Origin of the sequence: Pseudomonas sp. S60, from assembly GCF_016647865.1 — a bacterium.
GTDB classification, from domain to species: domain Bacteria; phylum Pseudomonadota; class Gammaproteobacteria; order Pseudomonadales; family Pseudomonadaceae; genus Aquipseudomonas; species Aquipseudomonas parafulva.
Window position 1 is genome coordinate 1 of sequence record NZ_JACVVH010000071.1, and the last position, 19018, is coordinate 19018.

The window sequence follows — 19018 nt, forward strand, 5'->3', positions numbered from 1 at the left end:
CGGCGCATCGCGAGCTGCGCTCGCTCCTACGTTTGTTTCGGGCCAATTATTGCTTTGGGGGTTGTACGCAAAGGAGTTCACGCCCAGTGAGCTCGATCAAGCAACACCGGCCCTGCACTTCCAGCTCCTGCAACCCTTCCCCAGGCTCCAGCCGCAAGCAGTCGTACAAGCCCAACCGCTGCGTGTCCGCGCCTGTGACCGCCACTTCCACCCCACTGGCGGCGGCGAACAGCAGTATCACAGACGCCGAGCTGTACAGCCGGGTGGTGCCCTCCAGCCATTGCAGGCGCGCCTGATACCGCAGCGGGGCATAGATCAGGTTGAAGTCACGGATAGCGCCACCCAGCAGCGTGCAACTCACCTGGCTGGCGCCGTTGAAAGCAAACGCATCGAACGGCAACAGCGGTCGGCTGGACTGCCCGTCCACCAGCAGGCGCATGCCCTCGCCCTGCAGCACGGTGATGACCCGCTGATAACCGACGAAGGCAGAAAAACCACCGGACGCCTCGATATCAGCAATCGACAGCCGCCAGCCAAACCCCTCCAGGCCCTCGCCATCGTCGCGGGTGATTTCTTCGGTGAAACCGCCGCCGTTCTTCCAGGGCATGCGTGGGTAGTCGCCTGCGCGCAACACCTGCAAGCGGCTCATTTGCTGAACCGCCCTTCCAGGCGATGACGTGAGCCAGGGTGAATCAGCCGCGCAGCCGTGACCGGCTGCCGACCCGACCAGGTGCGGCGGCGAATGAGCAGGCAAGGTTCGCCACGCTCGATCTGCAACAGGCGGCACTCCTCAGGCTCGGCAAGAATCGCCTCCACCACATGCTCGCCCTCGGTCAGTGGCGCGACCTGCGACAAATAGGCGTAAGGCGTCTGCCGGGTGAAGTCCTGTTTCAGGTAGTCCGGCGCGATGGCCGCGTTGACGTAGCGGTCCTCGATCTGCACCGGCGTGCCGTTCTCGAAATGCACGATCAGCGAGTGGAACACCCGCTGCCCCTCACGCATGTCCAGCGCCAGCGCCCGTTCGGAACCCGCCGCCTCTTCGGCCAGGGTAATCACCTGGCAGCTGTGCTGGTGACCACGGGCAGCGATTTCGTCGGCGATATTGTTGACTTCAAACAGCGCCGAACGCCCTTTGGGCTCGGCCACGAAGGTGCCCACGCCCTGCATGCGCACCAGCAGGCCCTCGGCGGTAAGCTCACGCAAGGCGCGGTTGATGGTCATGCGGCTGAAGCCCAGCTGGTTGACCAGCTCGCTCTCCGAAGGCACGCGGTGATGCGGCGGCCAGCTGCCATTGTCGATCTGCTGGGCGATCATCTGCTTGACCCGCGCATACAGCGGCGCCGGGCCCTCGCCCATCTGGGCAACCAGCGCGGAGACAGGAGGTGTCGGCACGGCGTGGATCCTTGTCGATAGAAATGAACGGTAGCTTGCCGCAGTTTACCCGGCAGGCAAACAGCTGTATATGTATATACAAGCTAATAACAACAGGATTCCTGCCGATGTCCACCTACTTTGCCGAGCGCGCCCTGCTGCCCACCGGCTGGGCCCGCGACGTGCTGATCGAGGTGGCCAGCACTGGCCACATAGCCCGCATCGAGGCTGGGGCATCGCCCGCGGGTGCCGAGCAGGTGAAGGGGCCGCTGCTGCCCGGCATGCCAAACCTGCACTCCCACGCGTTTCAACGGGCCATGGCAGGCCTGGCGGAAGTGGCAGGCAACCCTAATGACAGCTTCTGGACCTGGCGCGACCTGATGTACCGCCTGGTCGGGCAGATCAGCCCCGAGCAGTTGCAGGTCATCGCACGCCAGTTGTACATCGAAATGCTCAAAGCCGGTTATACCTCGGTCGCTGAATTCCACTACGTGCACCACGCCCCGTCCGGCCAGGCTTACGACGACCCGGCCGAGCTGTCCCGGCGTATCAGCGCAGCGGCAGCCGACAGCGGTATTGGTCTCACCTTGTTGCCGGTGCTTTACAGCCACGCAGGTTTCGGCGGCCAGGCACCGAGCGAGGGGCAGCGGCGCTTCATCAACACCACCGGGCACTACCTGGAACTGCAATCGCGGCTGGCCCTGCTGATGGCAGCGCAACCCGCGCAGCGCCTGGGCCTGTGCTTCCATTCGCTGCGGGCAGTAACGCCCGGGCAAATCGCCGATGTACTGACCGCCAGCGACCCACACTGCCCGGTACATATCCACATCGCCGAACAACAGAAAGAAGTGGACGACTGCGTGGCCTGGAGCGGCCTGCGGCCGTTGCAATGGCTGCATGAGCATGTGCAGGTGGACCCGCGCTGGTGCCTGGTGCATGCCACCCATGCCGAGCCCCACGAAGTCACCGCCATGGCCCGCAGCGGCGCAGTGGCCGGGCTGTGCCTGACCACCGAAGCCAACCTGGGTGACGGGATATTCCCGGCGGTGGATTACCTGGCCCAGGGCGGGCGCCTGGGTATCGGCTCGGACAGCCACGTATCACTGAGCGTGGTGGAAGAACTGCGCTGGCTGGAGTATGGCCAACGCCTGCGTGACCAACGGCGCAACCGCCTGCATGGCCGCGAACAACCCATGGTGGGCCGCACACTGTACGACGCGGCCCTTGCAGGTGGGGCCCAGGCGCTGGGGCAACCGGTTGGCGAGCTGGCGGTTGGCAAACGCGCCGACTGGCTGGTACTGGACGGGCACGACCCTTACATCGCAACCGCGAACGGCGATGCCATTCTCAACCGCTGGCTGTTCGCGGGTGGCGACCGCCAGGTACAGGACGTGATGGTCAACGGCCAGTGGGTGGTGCGCCAGGGGCATCACGCCCAGGAAGAGGCCAGTGCACAGGCCTTTACCCAGGTGTTGCGCGAACTGTTGGGTTGAATGCAGCGGGGCTGCCTGGCAGCCCCACCCCGTCAATGCATCTTGACGATCTGCTGATCGGAAGCGCGCCAGACCAGCCGGCTGGTGTCGTAGCCCTGCTGGCGTGCCTTGGCCAGCAAGCTCTCCCGCTGCCAGGCCGGCAGGCTTTGCGTGCGTGACAGAATCCACAGGTATTTGCGGTCCGGGCTGCCGACGATGGCGGTGCGATAGCGGTCGTCTACGTACAGAATCCAGTAGTCGCCCTTGGCTACGCCCGGCACCAGCTTGGTGAACCAGTTGTCGAACTCTACCCACAGCTTGTCGGTGTGGCCGGGCTCCTGAACCGTGGCATGGCCTTCGGCGCGCAGCCACTCATCGCCCATCGTGCGGCAACGGTTGAGTACGCCAAAGGTGCCGTCCGGCTTCAGGTTGTAGTGGGCTTCGGACTGCTCGCAACCGGCCTGGTAGCGCATGGGTAGGCGCGCCAGCTCATACCACTTGCCCTGGTAACGCTTGAGGTCGACATTGCCAGCTGTCTTGGGCGCCAGCGGATCATGCGCAGAGCCGGCGCACCCCCCCAGCAACATGGCCAGGCAGACACCGATCAGCAGGTACAGACGCCTCATTTGAGACCCTGCCCGGAGTACATCAGCACCTTGTCAGAGGCGTACTGCACGCTGATGAAGCTCTTCTCGTCGCCCCACGTACAGCTGCTCATGCCCAGCGCGCCGGAGCACTCGGTAGGCGTGCCGAGCAACTGCTCGACCTCGGCCTTGTTCATACCGGCCTTGAGCCTGGAATAGTTTTCCTGGTTGATCTTGCTGCAGGCGGCCAGAACGACGCACAGCGACAACAGGGCGAGGGAACGCAACGACATGAGGGACACTCCTGACAATGGACACAGGCGAGTGGCCTGCAGTGGCCTTCGACGGGAAAAACGGTCCCAGGTTCCCTGATGCCGTGCTGCGGCGGGCACCAGGTAGGTGTGCGCTGGGCGCGACGGGGTGCGCGGCAGGCCCTGCGATATCGGCGTTTTTTTATGGGAAAGGGGGCGCTGGGCGCCCCATCGCGAGCTGCGCTCGCTCCTACGACGGCGGGGGTCAGAAGCGGGAGCCGGGCTCCAGCAGGAAGTCCATCTCTTCGCTGGTACTCGGCCGCTCCAGCACCAGGTTGCGGTGCGGGAACCGGCCAAAGCGCTCGATCACACGCTGATGCTGCTCGGCGTAATCCAGAAACCCTTCGAACAGCCGGCGGTTGGGCTCAGGCTGCTCTTCCAGCAGCATCTGATAACGTTCCACGCACAGGTTCTGCCAGTCCAGCACTTCGGCATGCTCCAGCACCAGCAGCACGAACACCCGCTGGATAGGCAGCAACTGGTAGTCCCAGCCCTTCTGCAAGCCTTGCATGGCCACCACCTGGGCACGACGATCGCCCTCGAAAGCACGCGGCGTGTCGCGGTAGAGCATGCGTGGCAACTGGTCCAGCAGTATCAGCAGGCCCAGCCAGCCCTGCGGGCTTTGCTGCCACTCGTCGAGCCCGCCCGCCAGGGCCTGCTCCACGAGTTCGCCGAACAGCGCGTGCGCCTCGGCATCATGCTGCTTGCCGAACCACTGCGCGCTTTTCTCGTCAGCCACGGCCTGGGCATTGCTGCCCCAACCGAACCACCACTCCAGCAACGGCTGCCAAGGTGCGAGCATGACTTACTCCTTGTGGTAGGCGGTTACGCGCTCGACCTCTTGCTTCGAGCCGAGGATCACCGACACACGCTGGTGCAGGCTGTCTGGCTGAATATCGAGGATGCGGTCGTAACCGTTGGTGGAAGCGCCGCCGGCCTGTTCGATGATGAACGACATCGGGTTGGCTTCGTACATCAGGCGCAGCTTGCCCGGCTTGCTTGGGTCGCGGGCATCACGCGGGTACATGAACAGGCCGCCACGGGTCAGGATGCGGTGCACGTCGGCAACCATCGAGGCGATCCAGCGCATGTTGTAGTTCTTCTTCAACGGCCCGGTTTCACCCGCCAGCAGCTCGTCCACATAACGCTGTACCGGGGCTTCCCAGTGGCGCTGGTTGGACATGTTGATGGCGAACTCCGCGGTGGTTTCAGGCACCTGGATGTTCTCATGCGTGAGCACGAAGCTGCCCAGCTCACGGTCCAGGGTGAAGCCTTTGACGCCGTTGCCCAGGGTCAGGATCAGCATGGTCTGCGGGCCATAGATGGCGTAACCCGCCGCAACCTGCTGGGTGCCTGGTTGCAGGAATGCGTTTTCGTTCAGGGTTTCGTTCTGGCTCAGGTACTCGGTTGGGCAACGCAGCACCGAGAAGATGGTGCCCACCGACACGTTGACGTCGATGTTGGACGAGCCGTCCAGCGGGTCGAACACCAGCAGGTAGGCGCCCTTCGGGTAGCGGCCCGGGATCTGGTAGGCGTTGTCCATTTCTTCGGACGCCATGCCGGCCAGGTGACCGCCCCACTCGTTGGCTTCAAGCAGGATATCGTTGGAAATCACGTCCAGTTTCTTCTGGACTTCGCCTTGCACGTTTTCGGTGCCCATGCTGCCCAGCACGCCGCCAAGGGCGCCCTTGGACACGTGATGGCTGATTTCCTTGCACGCACGCGCCACCACTTCGATCAGGAAGCGCAGATCGGCAGGGGTATTGTTGCTGCGGGTCTGCTCGATCAGATAGCGACTCAGGGTAACGCGGGACATGTATGGCTCCGAATGGATTGGGGATGAAAACCCACGCAGTTTACAGGGAGAGTGACAGGCTAGCGAGTCATGAGACTCGCCACGGCTGTCAGACGGCACATCAGGTCGGTAGTTCAGCGGCCGCCAGGCCGGTGGTCGGCATCCGGGCCGTCGCGGGTTCACCCGCGAAAGGGCCGGGGCAACAGCCGATCACTCCAGCGCCTTCCAGATTTCGGTCGCGTACTCCCTGATGGTGCGGTCCGACGAGAACCAGCCCATGCGCGCCGTGTTCAGCACTGCCATGCGCCACCACTGCTGCGGCTGGTGCCACAGGTCCTCGACACGCTGCTGCGCATCCCAGTACGCATCGAAGTCGGCGCACACCAGGAAGCGGTCGTAACCCACCAGCCCATCGATCAACCCCACATAGCGCGACGGATCATCCGGCGAGAACACCCCACCGCGGATCGCCTCCAGCACGTTGCCGAGGCGGCCGGATGCTGCAATGTCCTGCTCCGCGCCAAAGTCTCCGGCACGCTTGCGTGCCTCCACCTGCTGCGCGGTAAGGCCGAAGATGAACATGTTCTCGGCCCCCACCTGCTCACTCATCTCCACATTGGCGCCATCCAGTGTGCCAATGGTCAGGGCACCGTTGAGCCCGAACTTCATGTTGCTGGTACCGGACGCTTCGTAACCGGCGGTGGAGATCTGCTCGGACAGGTCCGCCGCCGGGATGATGCTTTCGGCCAGGCTGACGTTGTAGTTGGGCAGAAACACCACCTTGAGCCGGCCATGCACCGTGGGGTCGTTGTTCACGACCCGGGCAATATCGTTGGCCAGTTTGATGATCAGCTTGGCCTGGTGGTAGCTGGCAGCGGCCTTCCCGGCGAAGATCTTCACCCGGGGCACCCAGTTGGTGCTGGGGTCGTTGCGCATGGCCTGGTAGAGCGCCACGGTGTGCAGCAGGTTGAGCAACTGGCGCTTGTACTCGTGGATGCGCTTGACCTGCACGTCGAACATGGCCTCGGGGTTCACGGTAATGCCGAGGCGGTCCTGGATGATGCTGGCCAGTGCCCGCTTGCTGTGCAGCCGCTGGGCGGCGAACTGCCGGCAGAAGCTGGGCTTGTCCGCAAAGGGCACCAGGCCGGCCAGGCGCCCCTCGGGGTCGTCCAGCAGCTCCGGCCCGAGTGCCTCCACCAGCATGCCGGTCAGCTGCGGGTTGGACTGGTACAGCCAGCGGCGGAACGTGATGCCGTTGGTCTTGTTGTTGATGCGGTCGGGGTACAGCTTGTGAAGCTCAGCGAACACCGTGCTCTTCATCAGTTGGCTGTGCAGCGCCGACACGCCATTGACGCTGTGCGAGCCCAAGAACGCCAGGTTGCCCATGCGCACCCGGCGGCCGTTGTCTTCCTCGATCAGCGACACGGCCCGCAACACGTCGAAGTCATGGGTGCCTTTGGCCCGCAGGGCATCGATGTGGTAGGCGTTGATCAGGTAGATGATCTGCATGTGCCGCGGTAGCATGCGTTCCATCAGCGCCACCGGCCAGGTTTCCAACGCCTCGGGCAGCAAGGTGTGGTTGGTGTAGGCCAGGGTACCTACGGTCAGTTCCCACGCGGTATCCCACGGGATCTCGTGCTGGTCGACCAGCAGGCGCATCAATTCGGCAACCGCAATGGACGGGTGGGTGTCGTTCAGCTGAATAGCCGCGGCATCGGGCAGGTTGAGCAGGCTGTCGTGCATGTTCAGGTGGCGGCGCAGCAGATCTTGCAACGAAGCCGATACGAAGAAGTATTCCTGGCGCAGGCGCAGTTCCTGCCCCGCTTCGGTGCTGTCGGCCGGGTAAAGCACCCGCGAGATGCTTTCGGCGCGGGCCACTTCGGCCACTGCACCCAGGTGGTCACCGGCATTGAAGCGCTCCAGGTGCAGCTCTTCCAGCGCCCGTGCACGCCACAGGCGCAGGGTATTGACGCTGGAACCGCGCCAGCCCACCACGGGGGTGTCGTAGGCAACTGCCCGCACGGTTTCACCCGGCGTCCACACCTGGCGCGCATTACCATGGGCGTCGTGCAGCGTTTCGACGCTGCCACCAAAACTGATCGGGTAGATCACTTCGGCCCGCTCGAACTCCCAGGGGTTGCCGAAATCCAGCCAGTTCTCGGTCTGCTCCTGCTGCCAGCCGTCCACCATCGCCTGCCGGAACAACCCGTGCTCGTAGCGGATGCCATAGCCATGCGCAGCGATGCCCAGGGTCGACATGCTTTCCATGAAGCACGCTGCCAGGCGGCCCAGGCCGCCGTTACCCAACGCGGCATCTGGCTCCAGCAGGCGAATGCGCTCCAGGTCCACGTCCAACCCTTCCAGGGCATCACGGGCGATGTCCAGCAGGCCGAGGTTGCTCAGGCTGTCGTAGAGCAGGCGGCCGATGAGGAACTCGAGGGAGAGGTAATACACCCGCTTCTGGCTGCGTCGGTACGACTGCCGCGTGTGGTCCATCCAGTGGTCGACCATGTGGTCGCGCGCCGCCAGGGCAATGGCTTCGAACCAGTCGTGGTCAAAAGCATGCTCCGGGTCCTTGCCGACCGCGTAGGTGAGTTTATCCAGCACTGCGGCGCGAAAATCCGCGACTTCAGCGTCTCGAGCGTTGGGTTCCTGGGACATGCGGCATCCTCGGGCGAGTAGACGAAAGCGGAATGCAAATGTTGAGCCTAGACGCTTCGACCGGGCACAACGGCCAGTGTTCGCGATTTTCATCAGGCACACTGCATTTGGTCAAAAGGTTGTTCATAAATTGAGCGATTCCGGTATCATCGCGCGCCCCAAGACCGTGATCCACCCTATAAAACGATGAAAACGACCCTGATCGCCGCTGCCGAAGTCGACCGCCTGGAAACCTGGCAGCGCTATGCCAGCCACATGTGTGGTGGCTGCCACTCCACCTGCTGCACCTTGCCGGTAGAGGTCAAGATCAAGGATCTGATCCGTATCGGTGTGGTGGATGAGTTCGAAAAAGACGAACCTCCCAAGAACGTGGCCAAGCGCCTGCAGAAAGAAGGCATCATCGAGCGCTTCAACCAGAAGTCCGGGATCTTCACCCTGACCCGGATGAGCAATGATGACTGCATGTATCTGGATCGTAAGAGCCGCCTGTGCACCATTTATGACAAGCGCCCAGACACCTGCCGCAATCACCCCAAGGTTGGTCCGCGGCCGGGGTATTGCGCGTACAAGCCCAAGGTGGTCGGGCGCTAATCGTTAGCCTGGACCGGCCTCTTCGCGGATGAACCCGCTCCCACAGTGGCTTCACAGGCTCTGATCATTGCAGAGATCGTGTGGGAGCGGGTTTACCCGCGAAGAGGCCAGCGCCAACAGCACAATTCCTGAAGGCACAAAAAAACGCCCCCGGCCTTTCGACCGGGGGCGTTTTCATTCAGCCTGAGCTAACTCAGTTCTTGGCTTTCTTGGCAGCGCGGGTACGCTCGCCTTCGTCCAGGATCTTCTTGCGCAGACGGATCGACTTCGGCGTCACTTCGCAGAGCTCGTCATCCTGGATGAATTCCAGGGCCTGTTCCAGGGTGTGGCGAACCGGCGGCACCAGGGCGATGACTTCGTCCTTGCCCGAAGCACGCATGTTGTCGAGCTTCTTGCCTTTGGTCGGGTTCACGCCCAGGTCGTTATCACGGCTGTTCAGGCCGATGATCTGGCCACCGTAGATTTCCTGGCCGTGCTCGACGAACAGCTTGCCGCGCGCCTGCAGGGTTTCCAGCGAGTAGGTCAGTGCCTTGCCGGTTTCGACCGAAACCAGAACGCCGTTCAGACGGCCAGACATCTGGCCCGACTTCATGGTGTCGTAGCGGTCGAAGATCGAGGTCAGGATGCCTGCACCGTTGGTCAGGGTCAGGAACTGGTTACGGAAACCGATCAGACCACGGGCCGGGATGTTGTACTCCAGGCGGACACGGCCTTTGCCATCCGGCACCATGTTGGTCAGGTCGCCCTTACGCAGACCCATCTCTTCCATGACCTTGCCCTGGGATTCTTCAGGGATGTCGATGGTCACGTTTTCGAACGGTTCCTGCTTCACGCCATCCACTTCGCGGATGATCACTTCAGGGCGGCCCACGGCCATCTCGAAGCCTTCGCGGCGCATGGTTTCGATCAGTACCGACAGGTGCAGTTCACCACGGCCCGACACCTTGAACTTGTCTGGGGAGTCGGTTTCCTGAACGCGCAGGGCTACGTTGTACAGCAGCTCTTTGTCCAGACGGTCCTTGATGTTACGGCTGGTGACGAACTTGCCTTCCTTGCCGCAGAACGGCGAGTCGTTGACCTGGAAGGTCATCGAAACGGTTGGCTCGTCAACGGTCAGCGGCTTCATCGCCTCTACCGCGTCCGGTGCACACAGGGTGTCGGAAATGAACAGCTCGTCGAAACCGCTGATGCAGACGATGTCGCCAGCCTGAGCTTCTTCGACGTCAACACGGTGCAGGCCGTGGTGACCCATCAGTTTCAGGATACGGCCGTTGCGCTTCTTGCCGTCGGTGTCGATGGCCACAACCGGGGTGTTCGGCTTGACGCGGCCACGGGCGATGCGGCCAACGCCGATTACGCCGAGGAAGCTGTTGTAGTCCAGTGCGGAGATCTGCATCTGGAACGGGCCGTCACGGTCAACCGAAGGCGCAGGCACGTTGTCGATGATCGACTGGTACAGGGCCGTCATGTCTTCGCCCATTTCGGTGTGGTCCAGGCCGGCGATGCCGTTCAGGGCCGAGGCGTAGACGACTTTGAAGTCCAACTGTTCATCGGTGGCACCGAGGTTGTCGAACAGGTCGAAGATCTGGTCCAGAACCCAGTCAGGACGCGCGCCCGGGCGGTCGACCTTGTTGATCACAACGATCGGCTTCAGGCCGGCTTCGAAGGCCTTCTTGGTCACGAAGCGGGTTTGCGGCATAGGGCCGTCCTGGGCGTCGACCAGCAGCAGCACGGAGTCGACCATCGACATCACACGCTCAACCTCGCCACCGAAGTCGGCGTGGCCGGGGGTGTCGACGATGTTGATGTGGTAGCCGTTCCAGTTGATGGCGGTGTTTTTCGCCAGAATGGTAATGCCGCGCTCTTTTTCCTGGTCGTTGGAGTCCATCACGCGCTCGTCGTTGAGCTCGTTACGTTCCAGGGTGCCGGACTGGCGCAGGAGTTTGTCGACCAGGGTGGTTTTACCATGGTCAACGTGGGCGATGATGGCGATGTTACGCAGATTTTCGATCACAACTGTATCTCGATCAGAGGATTCGGTTGCCGCCAGTGTAGGCGGCGAATAGGTATGCTTTGCGGCTCAGCGGGCCCGCAGGTCGGGAGGGCGATGGCGGATGCTGCCGCCATACAGCCCTGGCGTCTTATGCCGGACGATAAACACGCACATTGGCATGTCCCTCACTGAGCAGGTGGTGTGCGTGCAAACGGCTCATCACACCTTTGTCGCAATACAGCAAGTACTGGCGCGTGGGGTCCAGGTGCTTGAACTTGCTGTTGATGGCATAGAACGGCATGGCCTGGACTTCGATCCCGTCGATAAGCAGGGGTTCGTCTTCCTGGGCATCGGGGTGACGGATGTCGATGATGATCTGACCCGGCAGAGCCTCGGCCACTTCCTCGATTTCGATGTCCTTGCCCAGCTCGTCGATCACATGGTCGATGGAGATGAACTTGGCGCGCTCGATGGCGCGCTCCAGCACCTGCATCTCGAACTGCTTTTCTTCGTGCTCCATGCGGTGGCGTTTGGCATGGGTAGTCGGGTTCACCGAGATGACGCCGCAGTACTCGGGCATGTGCTTGGCGAAATCGGCGGTGCCGATGGCGTAGGCCTGGTCGATGATGTCCTGCTTGTGGGTGGCCAGCAGCGGGCGCAGCACCAGCTTGTCGGTAGCCGAATCGATGATCGACAGGTTGGGCAGGGTCTGGCTGGACACCTGGGAAATCGCCTCGCCGGTCACCAGCGCGTCGATGTCCAGGCGCTCGGCCATGCGCGCAGCAGCGCGCAGCATCATGCGCTTGAGGGTCACGCCCATGTAGCTGTTGTCGACCTTGTTGAGGATCTCGCCGACCACTTCCTCGAACGGCACGCTGATGAACAGCACGCGCTGGCTGCTGCCGTACTTCTTCCACAGGTAGTGGGCCACTTCCATCACCCCCAGCTCGTGGGCACGGCCGCCGAGGTTGAAGAAGCAGAAGTGGGTCATCAGGCCGCGACGCATCATCTGGTAGGCCGCCACGGTGGAGTCGAAACCACCGGACATCAGCACCAGCGTCTGCTCCAGCGCACCCAGCGGATAACCGCCGATGCCCTGGTGCTGGCTGTGAATCACGTACAGGCGCTGGTCGCGGATTTCGATGCGCACCAGCACTTCGGGGTTCTTCAGCGTGATACCGGCCGCACCGCACTGCTGGCGCAGCTGGCTGCCGACGTAACGGTCGACGTCCATCGAGGTGAAATCGTGATGGCCACCGCGCTTGCAGCGTACGGCGAAGTGCTTGCCGGCCAGCAGGTGGCCGAAATGGTGCTTGCACTTGGCGACGATATCGTCGAAGTCACCCAGTGGGTATTGCTCGACCTGCAGGAAGTGGGTGATACCCGGGGTGCAGGTAAGGCGCTCGATGATCTCGCGCTGGACCTTTTCGTCCTCGATGCGGGTGACCACTTCGAGATTGTCCCAGACACCATCGACCGCGAGCTCAGGGTCGAGGTCCTTGAGCACGTTGCGGATGTTCTTGGCCAGCTGGCGGATGAAGCGCTTGCGCACCGGCCGGCTCTTGATGGTGATCTCTGGAAAGACTTTGACGATAAGTTTCATTGGTCTACAGCGCGCACTGGGCCTGCCGAAAATGAGGGGCGCGAATTATAGCGGAAGTTGCTCAGCTTTTGACCAACTTTTGGTCAGAAGCGCCAATATTAATGCAACGCCCCTCTATTGTAGGAACGCGTAGGAGCGCGTAGGAGCGAGCGCAGCTCGCGATAGCCCCCACACGATAGCCCTGGAAAACGCAATCGCGAGCTGCGCTCGCTCCTACATAAAGATGCAACGCACCATTGCGGTGCACCACAGGAAAATTACGCATGTTAATGGTGCAAAGCTTGCCCTAAGCCTGTCTCCAGATGCCCAAGAACGCCCCCTTATGTCCAGACCTCGCCATTTTCGGGCACTGGCATGCAATTTGCTCCCTTGTGAGGCAGGTAAGCTTGGCCGACTATCCGCGCCCGGCAACACCCTTTTTCCAGGGCCGCGGCCAACCGTGCCCTAGACCATCCGGAGGACAACATGTCGAAGTCGGTTCAACTCATCAAAGATCATGACGTCAAGTGGATTGATCTGCGTTTCACGGACACCAAAGGCACTCAGCACCACGTGACCATGCCGGCGCGTGATGCGCTGGACGACGATTTCTTCGAAGTCGGCAAGATGTTCGACGGCTCCTCCATCGCTGGCTGGAAAGGCATCGAAGCCTCCGACATGATCCTGATGCCGGTCGACGAAACCGCCGTGCTCGACCCGTTCACCGAAGAGCCCACCCTGATCATCACCTGCGACATCGTCGACCCGTCGAGCATGCAGGGCTACGACCGCGACCCACGCGCCATCGCCAAGCGCGCCGAGGAATACCTCAAGAGCACCGGCATTGGTGACACCGTCTTCGCAGGCCCGGAGCCTGAGTTCTTCATCTTCGACGAAGTGAAGTTCCAGTCGGACATTTCCGGCTCGATGTTCAAGATCTTCTCCGAGCAAGGCTCGTGGATGACCGGTGCCGATATCGAAGGCGGCAACAAAGGCCACCGCCCAGGCGTGAAAGGCGGCTATTTCCCGGTTCCGCCGTTCGACCACGACCACGAAATCCGTACTGCCATGTGCAACGCACTGGAAGAAATGGGCCAGACCGTCGAAGTTCACCACCACGAAGTGGCCACCGCTGGCCAGAACGAAATCGGCGTCAAGTTCAACACCCTGGTGAAGAAGGCTGACGAAGTACAGGCCTTGAAATACGTCGTGCACAACGTTGCCGACGCCTACGGCCGTACCGCTACCTTCATGCCCAAGCCGCTGTACGGCGATAACGGTTCGGGCATGCACGTGCACATGTCGATCTGGAAGGAAGGCAAGAACACCTTCGCGGGCGAAGGCTATGCTGGCCTGTCCGACACCGCCCTGTACTTCATCGGCGGCATCATCAAGCACGGTAAGGCCCTGAACGGCTTCACCAACCCGTCCACCAACTCCTACAAGCGTCTGGTCCCAGGCTTCGAAGCCCCGGTAATGCTGGCCTACTCGGCACGCAACCGCTCGGCCTCGATCCGTATCCCCTACGTCGGCAGCCCGAAAGCCCGCCGTATCGAAGCGCGCTTCCCGGACCCATCGGCCAACCCGTACCTGGCCTTTGCAGCCCTGCTGATGGCTGGCCTGGACGGCATCCAGAACAAGATCCACCCAGGCGATGCGGCGGACAAGAACCTGTATGACCTGCCGCCCGAAGAGGCCAAGGACATTCCGCAAGTGTGCGGCAGCCTGAAAGAAGCCCTGGAAGAACTGGACAAAGGCCGTGCGTTCCTGACCAAGGGCGGCGTGTTCTCCGACGACTTCATCGATGCCTTCATCGAACTGAAGAGCGAAGAAGAGATCAAGGTCCGTACCTTCGTTCACCCACTGGAATACGAGCTGTACTACAGCTGCTGATGACCTGACCGGCGCCTGGCGTCGGTAACAGCATCAAAACGGCCTCCCTCGGGAGGCCGTTCTCGTTTTGCCTTCAAGCATTTCAGAACCCTCCTACCCCGGGAACACCACGGCAGCTACCACACTGGAGCCTTCGTACACAGGAGGTTTTCCATGCACTACCGTTCACTGGCCCTACTCGCTGCCTGCACCCTCGCCGGCTGCACATCCATCAGCGCACCCAATGTGGTGTTCGACCCACTGCTCGACAGCATCGAGCGGCGCCTGGCCGTCGCCGAAGCAGTGGCGCTGCACAAATGGGACAACAAACAACCCGTGCAGGCCACCGAGCGCGAGCAACAGGTACTGGCCAGCGTGCGCCAGGCCGCACCAGCCTTGGGCTTGGCGCCACAACGCGCCGAGGCGTTCTTTGCCGACCAGATGGAAGCCAACAAGCTGGTGCAATACACCTTGCTGTCCCAATGGCACCTGGCGGGCCAGGCGCCAGACACCCAGCGCCTGGACCTGACCGAAGTCATCCGCCCACGGTTGGACGAACTGCAGGCTGACTTGCTGGCGAAGCTGGCCGCCTTCGACCAACGCCCTGTACCAGGCTGCGCGGCGCAGCTTGCCGTTGCCATCGCCAACAGGCCGCTACTGCCAGCGGCGCAACATGCGTTGATCCGCGCTACCGGCCAGCTATGCGATCGCCCGTGAACTCACTATGCTCCATTATGGTGCGCGCCACGTGCAGTTGCACTTCGCGGCCACCCAAAAAAGGTCGTCTGAAACGATAAACCTGAACATCTTGGTGCGTAGTCGAACCTAATAAGGCGTTTTTCGGCTTATTCCGCTTCTTTTCGGGGCCTTGGTTTGTTTCTTGCATTTTCATGGCGACTGCAACAGTGGAAACCCCGTGCCTTGGCCGGTCCACGTTTTGCCAGACAGCCCCGAAAGAGGTCGACGACGCCTTATGACCATCAGTGATGCACAGCACCGTCTGCTTCTGGACAACCTCACCACCGCCACCTTGCTGCTCAATGCCGAGTTGCGGTTGGAATACATGAACCCGGCCGCCGAGATGCTGCTGGCCGTCAGCGGCCAGCGCAGCCATGGGCAGTTCATCAGCGAATTGTTCACCGAGTCTGCCGAAGCCCTGGGCTCGCTGCGCCAAGCGGTAGAGCAGGCTCACCCATTCACCAAGCGCGAAGCCCAACTGACCTCGTTGACCGGCCAGACCATTACCGTGGACTACGCCGTCACCCCCATCCTGCACCTGGGCCAGACGCTGCTGCTGCTTGAGGTGCACCCCCGTGACCGGCTGCTGCGCATCACCAAAGAAGAGGCCCAGCTAAGCAAGCAGGAAACCACCAAACTGCTGGTGCGCGGGCTGGCCCACGAGATCAAGAACCCGCTGGGCGGCATCCGGGGGGCCGCGCAGTTGCTGGCGCGCGAACTGCCTGAAGAGAGCCTGCGCGACTACACCAACGTGATCATCGAAGAAGCAGACCGCCTGCGTAACCTCGTTGACCGCATGCTGGGCTCGAACAAGTTACCGTCGCTGGCCATGACCAACATCCACGAAGTTCTGGAAAGGGTCTGCAGCCTGGTGGATGCCGAGAGCCAGGGGTGCATCACGCTGGTGCGCGACTATGACCCGAGCCTGCCGGACGTCTTGATCGACCGCGAGCAGATGATCCAGGCAGTGCTCAATATCGTGCGCAACGCCATGCAGGCGATCAGTTCGCAAAACGAGCTGCGCCTGGGCCGCATCACCCTGCGCAGCCGTGCCCTGCGCCAGTTCACCATCGGCCATGTGCGCCATAGGCTGGTGGCGAGGGTCGAGATCATCGACAACGGGCCCGGTATCGCTACGGAACTGCAGGACACCCTCTTCTACCCCATGGTCAGTGGTCGCCCGGACGGTACCGGGCTGGGCCTGGCCATTACCCAGAACATCATCAGCCAGCACCAGGGGCTGATCGAGTGCGAAAGCCACGCGGGCCATACCGCATTTTCCATTTACCTGCCCCTGGAACAAGGAGCCAACGCCTCATGAGCCGAAGTGAAACCGTATGGATCGTCGACGATGATCGCTCCATCCGCTGGGTGCTGGAAAAAGCCCTGCAACAGGAAGGCATGACCACCCAGAGCTTCGACAGCGCCGATGGGGTGATGGGCCGGCTGGCACGCCAGCAGCCCGACGTGATCATTTCCGATATCCGCATGCCCGGTTCCAGCGGCCTGGAACTGCTCGCCCAGATTCGCGAACAGCACCCACGCCTGCCGGTCATCATCATGACCGCGCACTCCGACCTGGACAGCGCCGTGGCGTCGTACCAGGGCGGTGCGTTCGAGTACCTGCCCAAGCCATTCGATGTGGACGAGGCGGTTGCGCTGGTCAAGCGTGCCAACCAACACGCCCAGGAACAACATGGGCTGGACGTGCCACAAAGCCTGGCCCGCACCCCTGAAATCATCGGCGAAGCGCCGGCGATGCAAGAGGTGTTTCGCGCCATTGGCCGCCTGAGCCACTCCAACATCACGGTGCTGATCAACGGCGAGTCGGGTACCGGCAAGGAACTGGTCGCCCATGCGCTGCACCGCCACAGCCCGCGGGCTGCCTCACCGTTCATCGCCCTGAACATGGCAGCCATCCCCAAGGATCTGATGGAGTCCGAGCTGTTCGGCCACGAAAAAGGCGCGTTCACCGGGGCGGCCAACCTGCGCCGCGGCCGCTTCGAGCAGGCCGACGGGGGCACCTTGTTCCTCGACGAAATCGGCGACATGCCAGCCGACACCCAAACCCGCCTGCTGCGGGTGCTGGCGGACGGCGAATTCTACCGAGTGGGGGGCCACATACCGGTCAAGGTCGATGTGCGCATCATCGCGGCAACCCACCAGAACCTGGAATCGCTGGTGCAAGCCGGGAAGTTTCGTGAAGACCTGTTCCACCGCCTGAACGTGATCCGCATCCACATCCCGCGGCTGGCCGATCGCCGTGAAGACATCCCGGCCCTTGCCCGGCATTTTCTGGCTCGCGCCGCCCAGGAACTGGCGGTGGAGCCGAAAGTGCTCAAGCCGGAGACAGAGGAGTTCATCCGCAACCTGCCCTGGCCTGGCAACGTGCGGCAGATGGAGAACACCTGCCGCTGGATCACGGTCATGGCGTCCAGCCGTGAAGTGCTGATCGGCGACCTGCCACCGGAGCTGTTGAACCTGCCGCAGGATGCTGCGCCGGTGACCAACTGGGAGCAGGCGCTACGCCAGTGGGCCGACCAGGCCCTGGCCCGTGGGCAGTCGAACCTGCTGGACAGCGCCGTGCCCAGCTTCGAGCGGATCATGATCGAGACAGCGCTGAAACACACTGCAGGTCGCCGCCGTGATGCCGCATTGCTGCTGGGCTGGGGGCGCAACACCCTGACCCGCAAGATCAAGGAGCTGGGCATGAACGTGGCCGGTGCCGACGACGAGGAAGGCGACGAGCACTGAAACCCACCTGCCGGGGCCATTGCGCAGCCCCGGCACCCGCCTGCACCGATCCTGTGCCCCGTGCACCGCACCAAGGCACGATCCCCCTCAAAACCTGGCAGATTCCCCCTGAAAGCCCAGCATTTACGGGCTTCTCAAAACTGGCACGACCCCTGCAATAGGCTTGGTAACTCCAGTTTCGGGGGCCCTGGTACAGGCAGGCCGGGTGACCCCTCTTTTATTCGCGACATCCTGTTTTTCAGGGGACCTTGGTACAGGCAGGCCGAGATATCCCCTCTTTTATTCGTGCAGGGTCACCTGCAGCCGCCACCGCCCACCGGCCGAGGCGCCGGCCCACTCGCCGTGCAGGGCGCGCGCGGCCACCACCGTGAGCAGCAAGCCTTCCTGGCTCTGCTGCACCCGCCAGCTCGCCGGCTTGCCGTGCACCGTAAGCCGCCCCTGCCCGGCCTTGCCCGTGGCCTGAAACAGCAACGCCACAGTGCCCTCGACGTTTTCGCCATGCAGCTTGGGTTCTTCGTTGAACCACAATGCCAGGCCATCCTGCACAATCTCGATCTGCTGCAGCTCGCGTGCTTGCGGCGCGGTGAGGCGGCCAATCATCAACCCCACCATGACGCCGACAATCGCCAGCGACAGCATTACCCGCGGGAACGCTTTCGAACGCACATCCGGTTCAGGGGTAGAATGCCCGTCATCTTCATGCCTGGAGCCGTGCATGTTTCACGTCATCCTTTTTCAACCCGAAATTCCGCCGAATACCGGCAACATCATCCGCCTGTGTGCCAACAGCGGCTGCCACCTTCACCTGATCGAACCCATCAGTTTCGAACTGGACGACAAACGCCTGCGCCGTGCCGGGCTCGATTACCACGAGTATGCCACGCTCAAGCGCCACCCGAGCCTCGAGGCCTGCCTGGAGAGCCTGGGCGGCCCGAGGCTGTTCGCCTTCACCACCAAGGGTTCGCACCCATTCCACGAGGTGGCCTACCAGCCTGGCGATGCGTTTCTGTTTGGGCCAGAAAGCCGAGGTTTGCCGGGCGAGGTGCTGGACAGCCTGCCCGCCGAACAACGCCTGCGCCTGCCGATGCGGCCGGCGTGCCGTAGCCTGAACCTGTCCAATACCGTGGCGGTGACGGTTTACGAGGCGTGGCGGCAGAATGGGTTTGCCGGAAGCTGATGGTTAGCCTGCAAGGGCCCTTTCGCGGGTGAACCCGCTCCCACCGAAATTCCTGGGTAGCACCATTCCTGGACTGCCCCACAAAAGTTGGACACCTATCCAATTTTTGAGGTGTTC

At 62.3% G+C, this 19018-nt stretch carries 17 protein-coding genes; 7 read left to right on the top strand and 10 right to left on the bottom strand.

Annotation, left to right across the window (positions count from 1 at the left end):
* Positions 1-46: 46 nt before the first annotated feature.
* Positions 47-649 carry a HutD/Ves family protein gene (locus tag IAE33_RS22990; RefSeq protein WP_201165434.1) on the bottom strand — a complete coding sequence of 201 codons (603 nt, stop codon included), beginning with the start codon at positions 647-649 and terminating at the stop codon, positions 47-49.
* Positions 646-1356 (bottom strand): histidine utilization repressor, encoded by a 711-nt coding sequence (gene hutC / locus IAE33_RS22995; protein ID WP_174435891.1) that lies wholly within the window; start codon positions 1354-1356, stop codon positions 646-648. The genes IAE33_RS22990 and hutC overlap by 4 nt, the downstream gene beginning before the upstream one ends.
* A gap of 143 nt (positions 1357-1499) precedes the next feature.
* Here hutC and IAE33_RS23000 point away from each other — a divergent pair, with 143 nt between their 5' ends.
* Entirely contained in the window at positions 1500-2864 is a 1365-nt protein-coding gene (locus IAE33_RS23000) for a formimidoylglutamate deiminase (RefSeq protein WP_201165436.1), read from the top strand.
* A 32-nt stretch (positions 2865-2896) separates the two neighbouring features.
* On the opposite strand, the gene IAE33_RS23005 is transcribed toward IAE33_RS23000, so the two are convergent.
* From IAE33_RS23005 to IAE33_RS23025, 5 genes are all read right to left on the bottom strand, one after another.
* Positions 2897-3469 carry a lipocalin family protein gene (locus tag IAE33_RS23005; protein WP_028631968.1) on the bottom strand — a complete coding sequence of 191 codons (573 nt, stop codon included), beginning with the start codon at positions 3467-3469 and terminating at the stop codon, positions 2897-2899.
* Positions 3466-3720 (bottom strand): outer membrane protein assembly factor BamE domain-containing protein, encoded by a 255-nt coding sequence (bamE, locus tag IAE33_RS23010; RefSeq protein ID WP_028631969.1) that lies wholly within the window; start codon positions 3718-3720, stop codon positions 3466-3468. The genes IAE33_RS23005 and bamE overlap by 4 nt, the downstream gene beginning before the upstream one ends.
* Before the next feature lie 223 nt (positions 3721-3943).
* On the bottom strand, positions 3944-4540 hold the full coding sequence (locus IAE33_RS23015) for a DUF924 family protein (RefSeq protein WP_028631970.1): 597 nt from the start codon (positions 4538-4540) through the stop codon (positions 3944-3946).
* Positions 4541-4543: 3 nt separating this feature from the next.
* Positions 4544-5554 (bottom strand): class 1 fructose-bisphosphatase, encoded by a 1011-nt coding sequence (locus IAE33_RS23020; protein ID WP_028631971.1) that lies wholly within the window; start codon positions 5552-5554, stop codon positions 4544-4546.
* Between the two features lie 189 nt (positions 5555-5743).
* A complete protein-coding gene (locus IAE33_RS23025; protein WP_201165438.1) occupies positions 5744-8194 on the bottom strand; it encodes a glycogen/starch/alpha-glucan phosphorylase in 2451 nt (816 codons plus the stop codon).
* 186 nt (positions 8195-8380) lie between these two features.
* Here IAE33_RS23025 and IAE33_RS23030 point away from each other — a divergent pair, with 186 nt between their 5' ends.
* Positions 8381-8785 (top strand): YkgJ family cysteine cluster protein, encoded by a 405-nt coding sequence (locus IAE33_RS23030; protein WP_016712459.1) that lies wholly within the window; start codon positions 8381-8383, stop codon positions 8783-8785.
* A 193-nt stretch (positions 8786-8978) separates the two neighbouring features.
* Here IAE33_RS23030 and typA read toward each other — a convergent pair whose 3' ends face one another.
* Together typA and thiI are read right to left on the bottom strand one after the other, a co-directional pair.
* Positions 8979-10799 carry a translational GTPase TypA gene (gene typA / locus IAE33_RS23035; protein ID WP_028631973.1) on the bottom strand — a complete coding sequence of 607 codons (1821 nt, stop codon included), beginning with the start codon at positions 10797-10799 and terminating at the stop codon, positions 8979-8981.
* 127 nt (positions 10800-10926) lie between these two features.
* Positions 10927-12381: a tRNA uracil 4-sulfurtransferase ThiI gene (gene thiI, locus IAE33_RS23040; protein ID WP_201165440.1), complete on the bottom strand. Its 1455-nt coding sequence runs from the start codon at positions 12379-12381 to the stop codon at positions 10927-10929.
* Positions 12382-12846: 465 nt separating this feature from the next.
* Here thiI and glnA point away from each other — a divergent pair, with 465 nt between their 5' ends.
* The 4 genes from glnA (at position 12847) to ntrC (ending at position 17724) form a co-directional block, all read left to right on the top strand.
* Entirely contained in the window at positions 12847-14253 is a 1407-nt protein-coding gene (glnA, locus tag IAE33_RS23045) for a type I glutamate--ammonia ligase (RefSeq protein ID WP_060480774.1), read from the top strand.
* A 153-nt stretch (positions 14254-14406) separates the two neighbouring features.
* A complete protein-coding gene (locus tag IAE33_RS23050) occupies positions 14407-14949 on the top strand; it encodes a chorismate mutase (protein WP_201165442.1) in 543 nt (180 codons plus the stop codon).
* Between the two features lie 256 nt (positions 14950-15205).
* Positions 15206-16291 (top strand): nitrogen regulation protein NR(II), encoded by a 1086-nt coding sequence (glnL, locus tag IAE33_RS23055; RefSeq protein WP_201165444.1) that lies wholly within the window; start codon positions 15206-15208, stop codon positions 16289-16291.
* Positions 16288-17724 carry a nitrogen regulation protein NR(I) gene (gene ntrC / locus IAE33_RS23060; RefSeq protein WP_028631978.1) on the top strand — a complete coding sequence of 479 codons (1437 nt, stop codon included), beginning with the start codon at positions 16288-16290 and terminating at the stop codon, positions 17722-17724. Before glnL ends, ntrC begins: the two co-directional genes overlap by 4 nt.
* A 279-nt stretch (positions 17725-18003) precedes the next feature.
* On the opposite strand, the gene IAE33_RS23065 is transcribed toward ntrC, so the two are convergent.
* Positions 18004-18441, bottom strand: coding sequence for a hypothetical protein (locus tag IAE33_RS23065; protein WP_201165446.1), 438 nt, complete (start codon positions 18439-18441; stop codon positions 18004-18006).
* Between IAE33_RS23065 and trmL the strand changes: the two genes are divergently transcribed.
* Positions 18440-18901: a tRNA (uridine(34)/cytosine(34)/5-carboxymethylaminomethyluridine(34)-2'-O)-methyltransferase TrmL gene (gene trmL, locus IAE33_RS23070; RefSeq protein WP_201165454.1), complete on the top strand. Its 462-nt coding sequence runs from the start codon at positions 18440-18442 to the stop codon at positions 18899-18901. The two genes, IAE33_RS23065 and trmL, sit on opposite strands and share 2 nt — an antisense overlap.
* Positions 18902-19018: the final 117 nt, after the last annotated feature.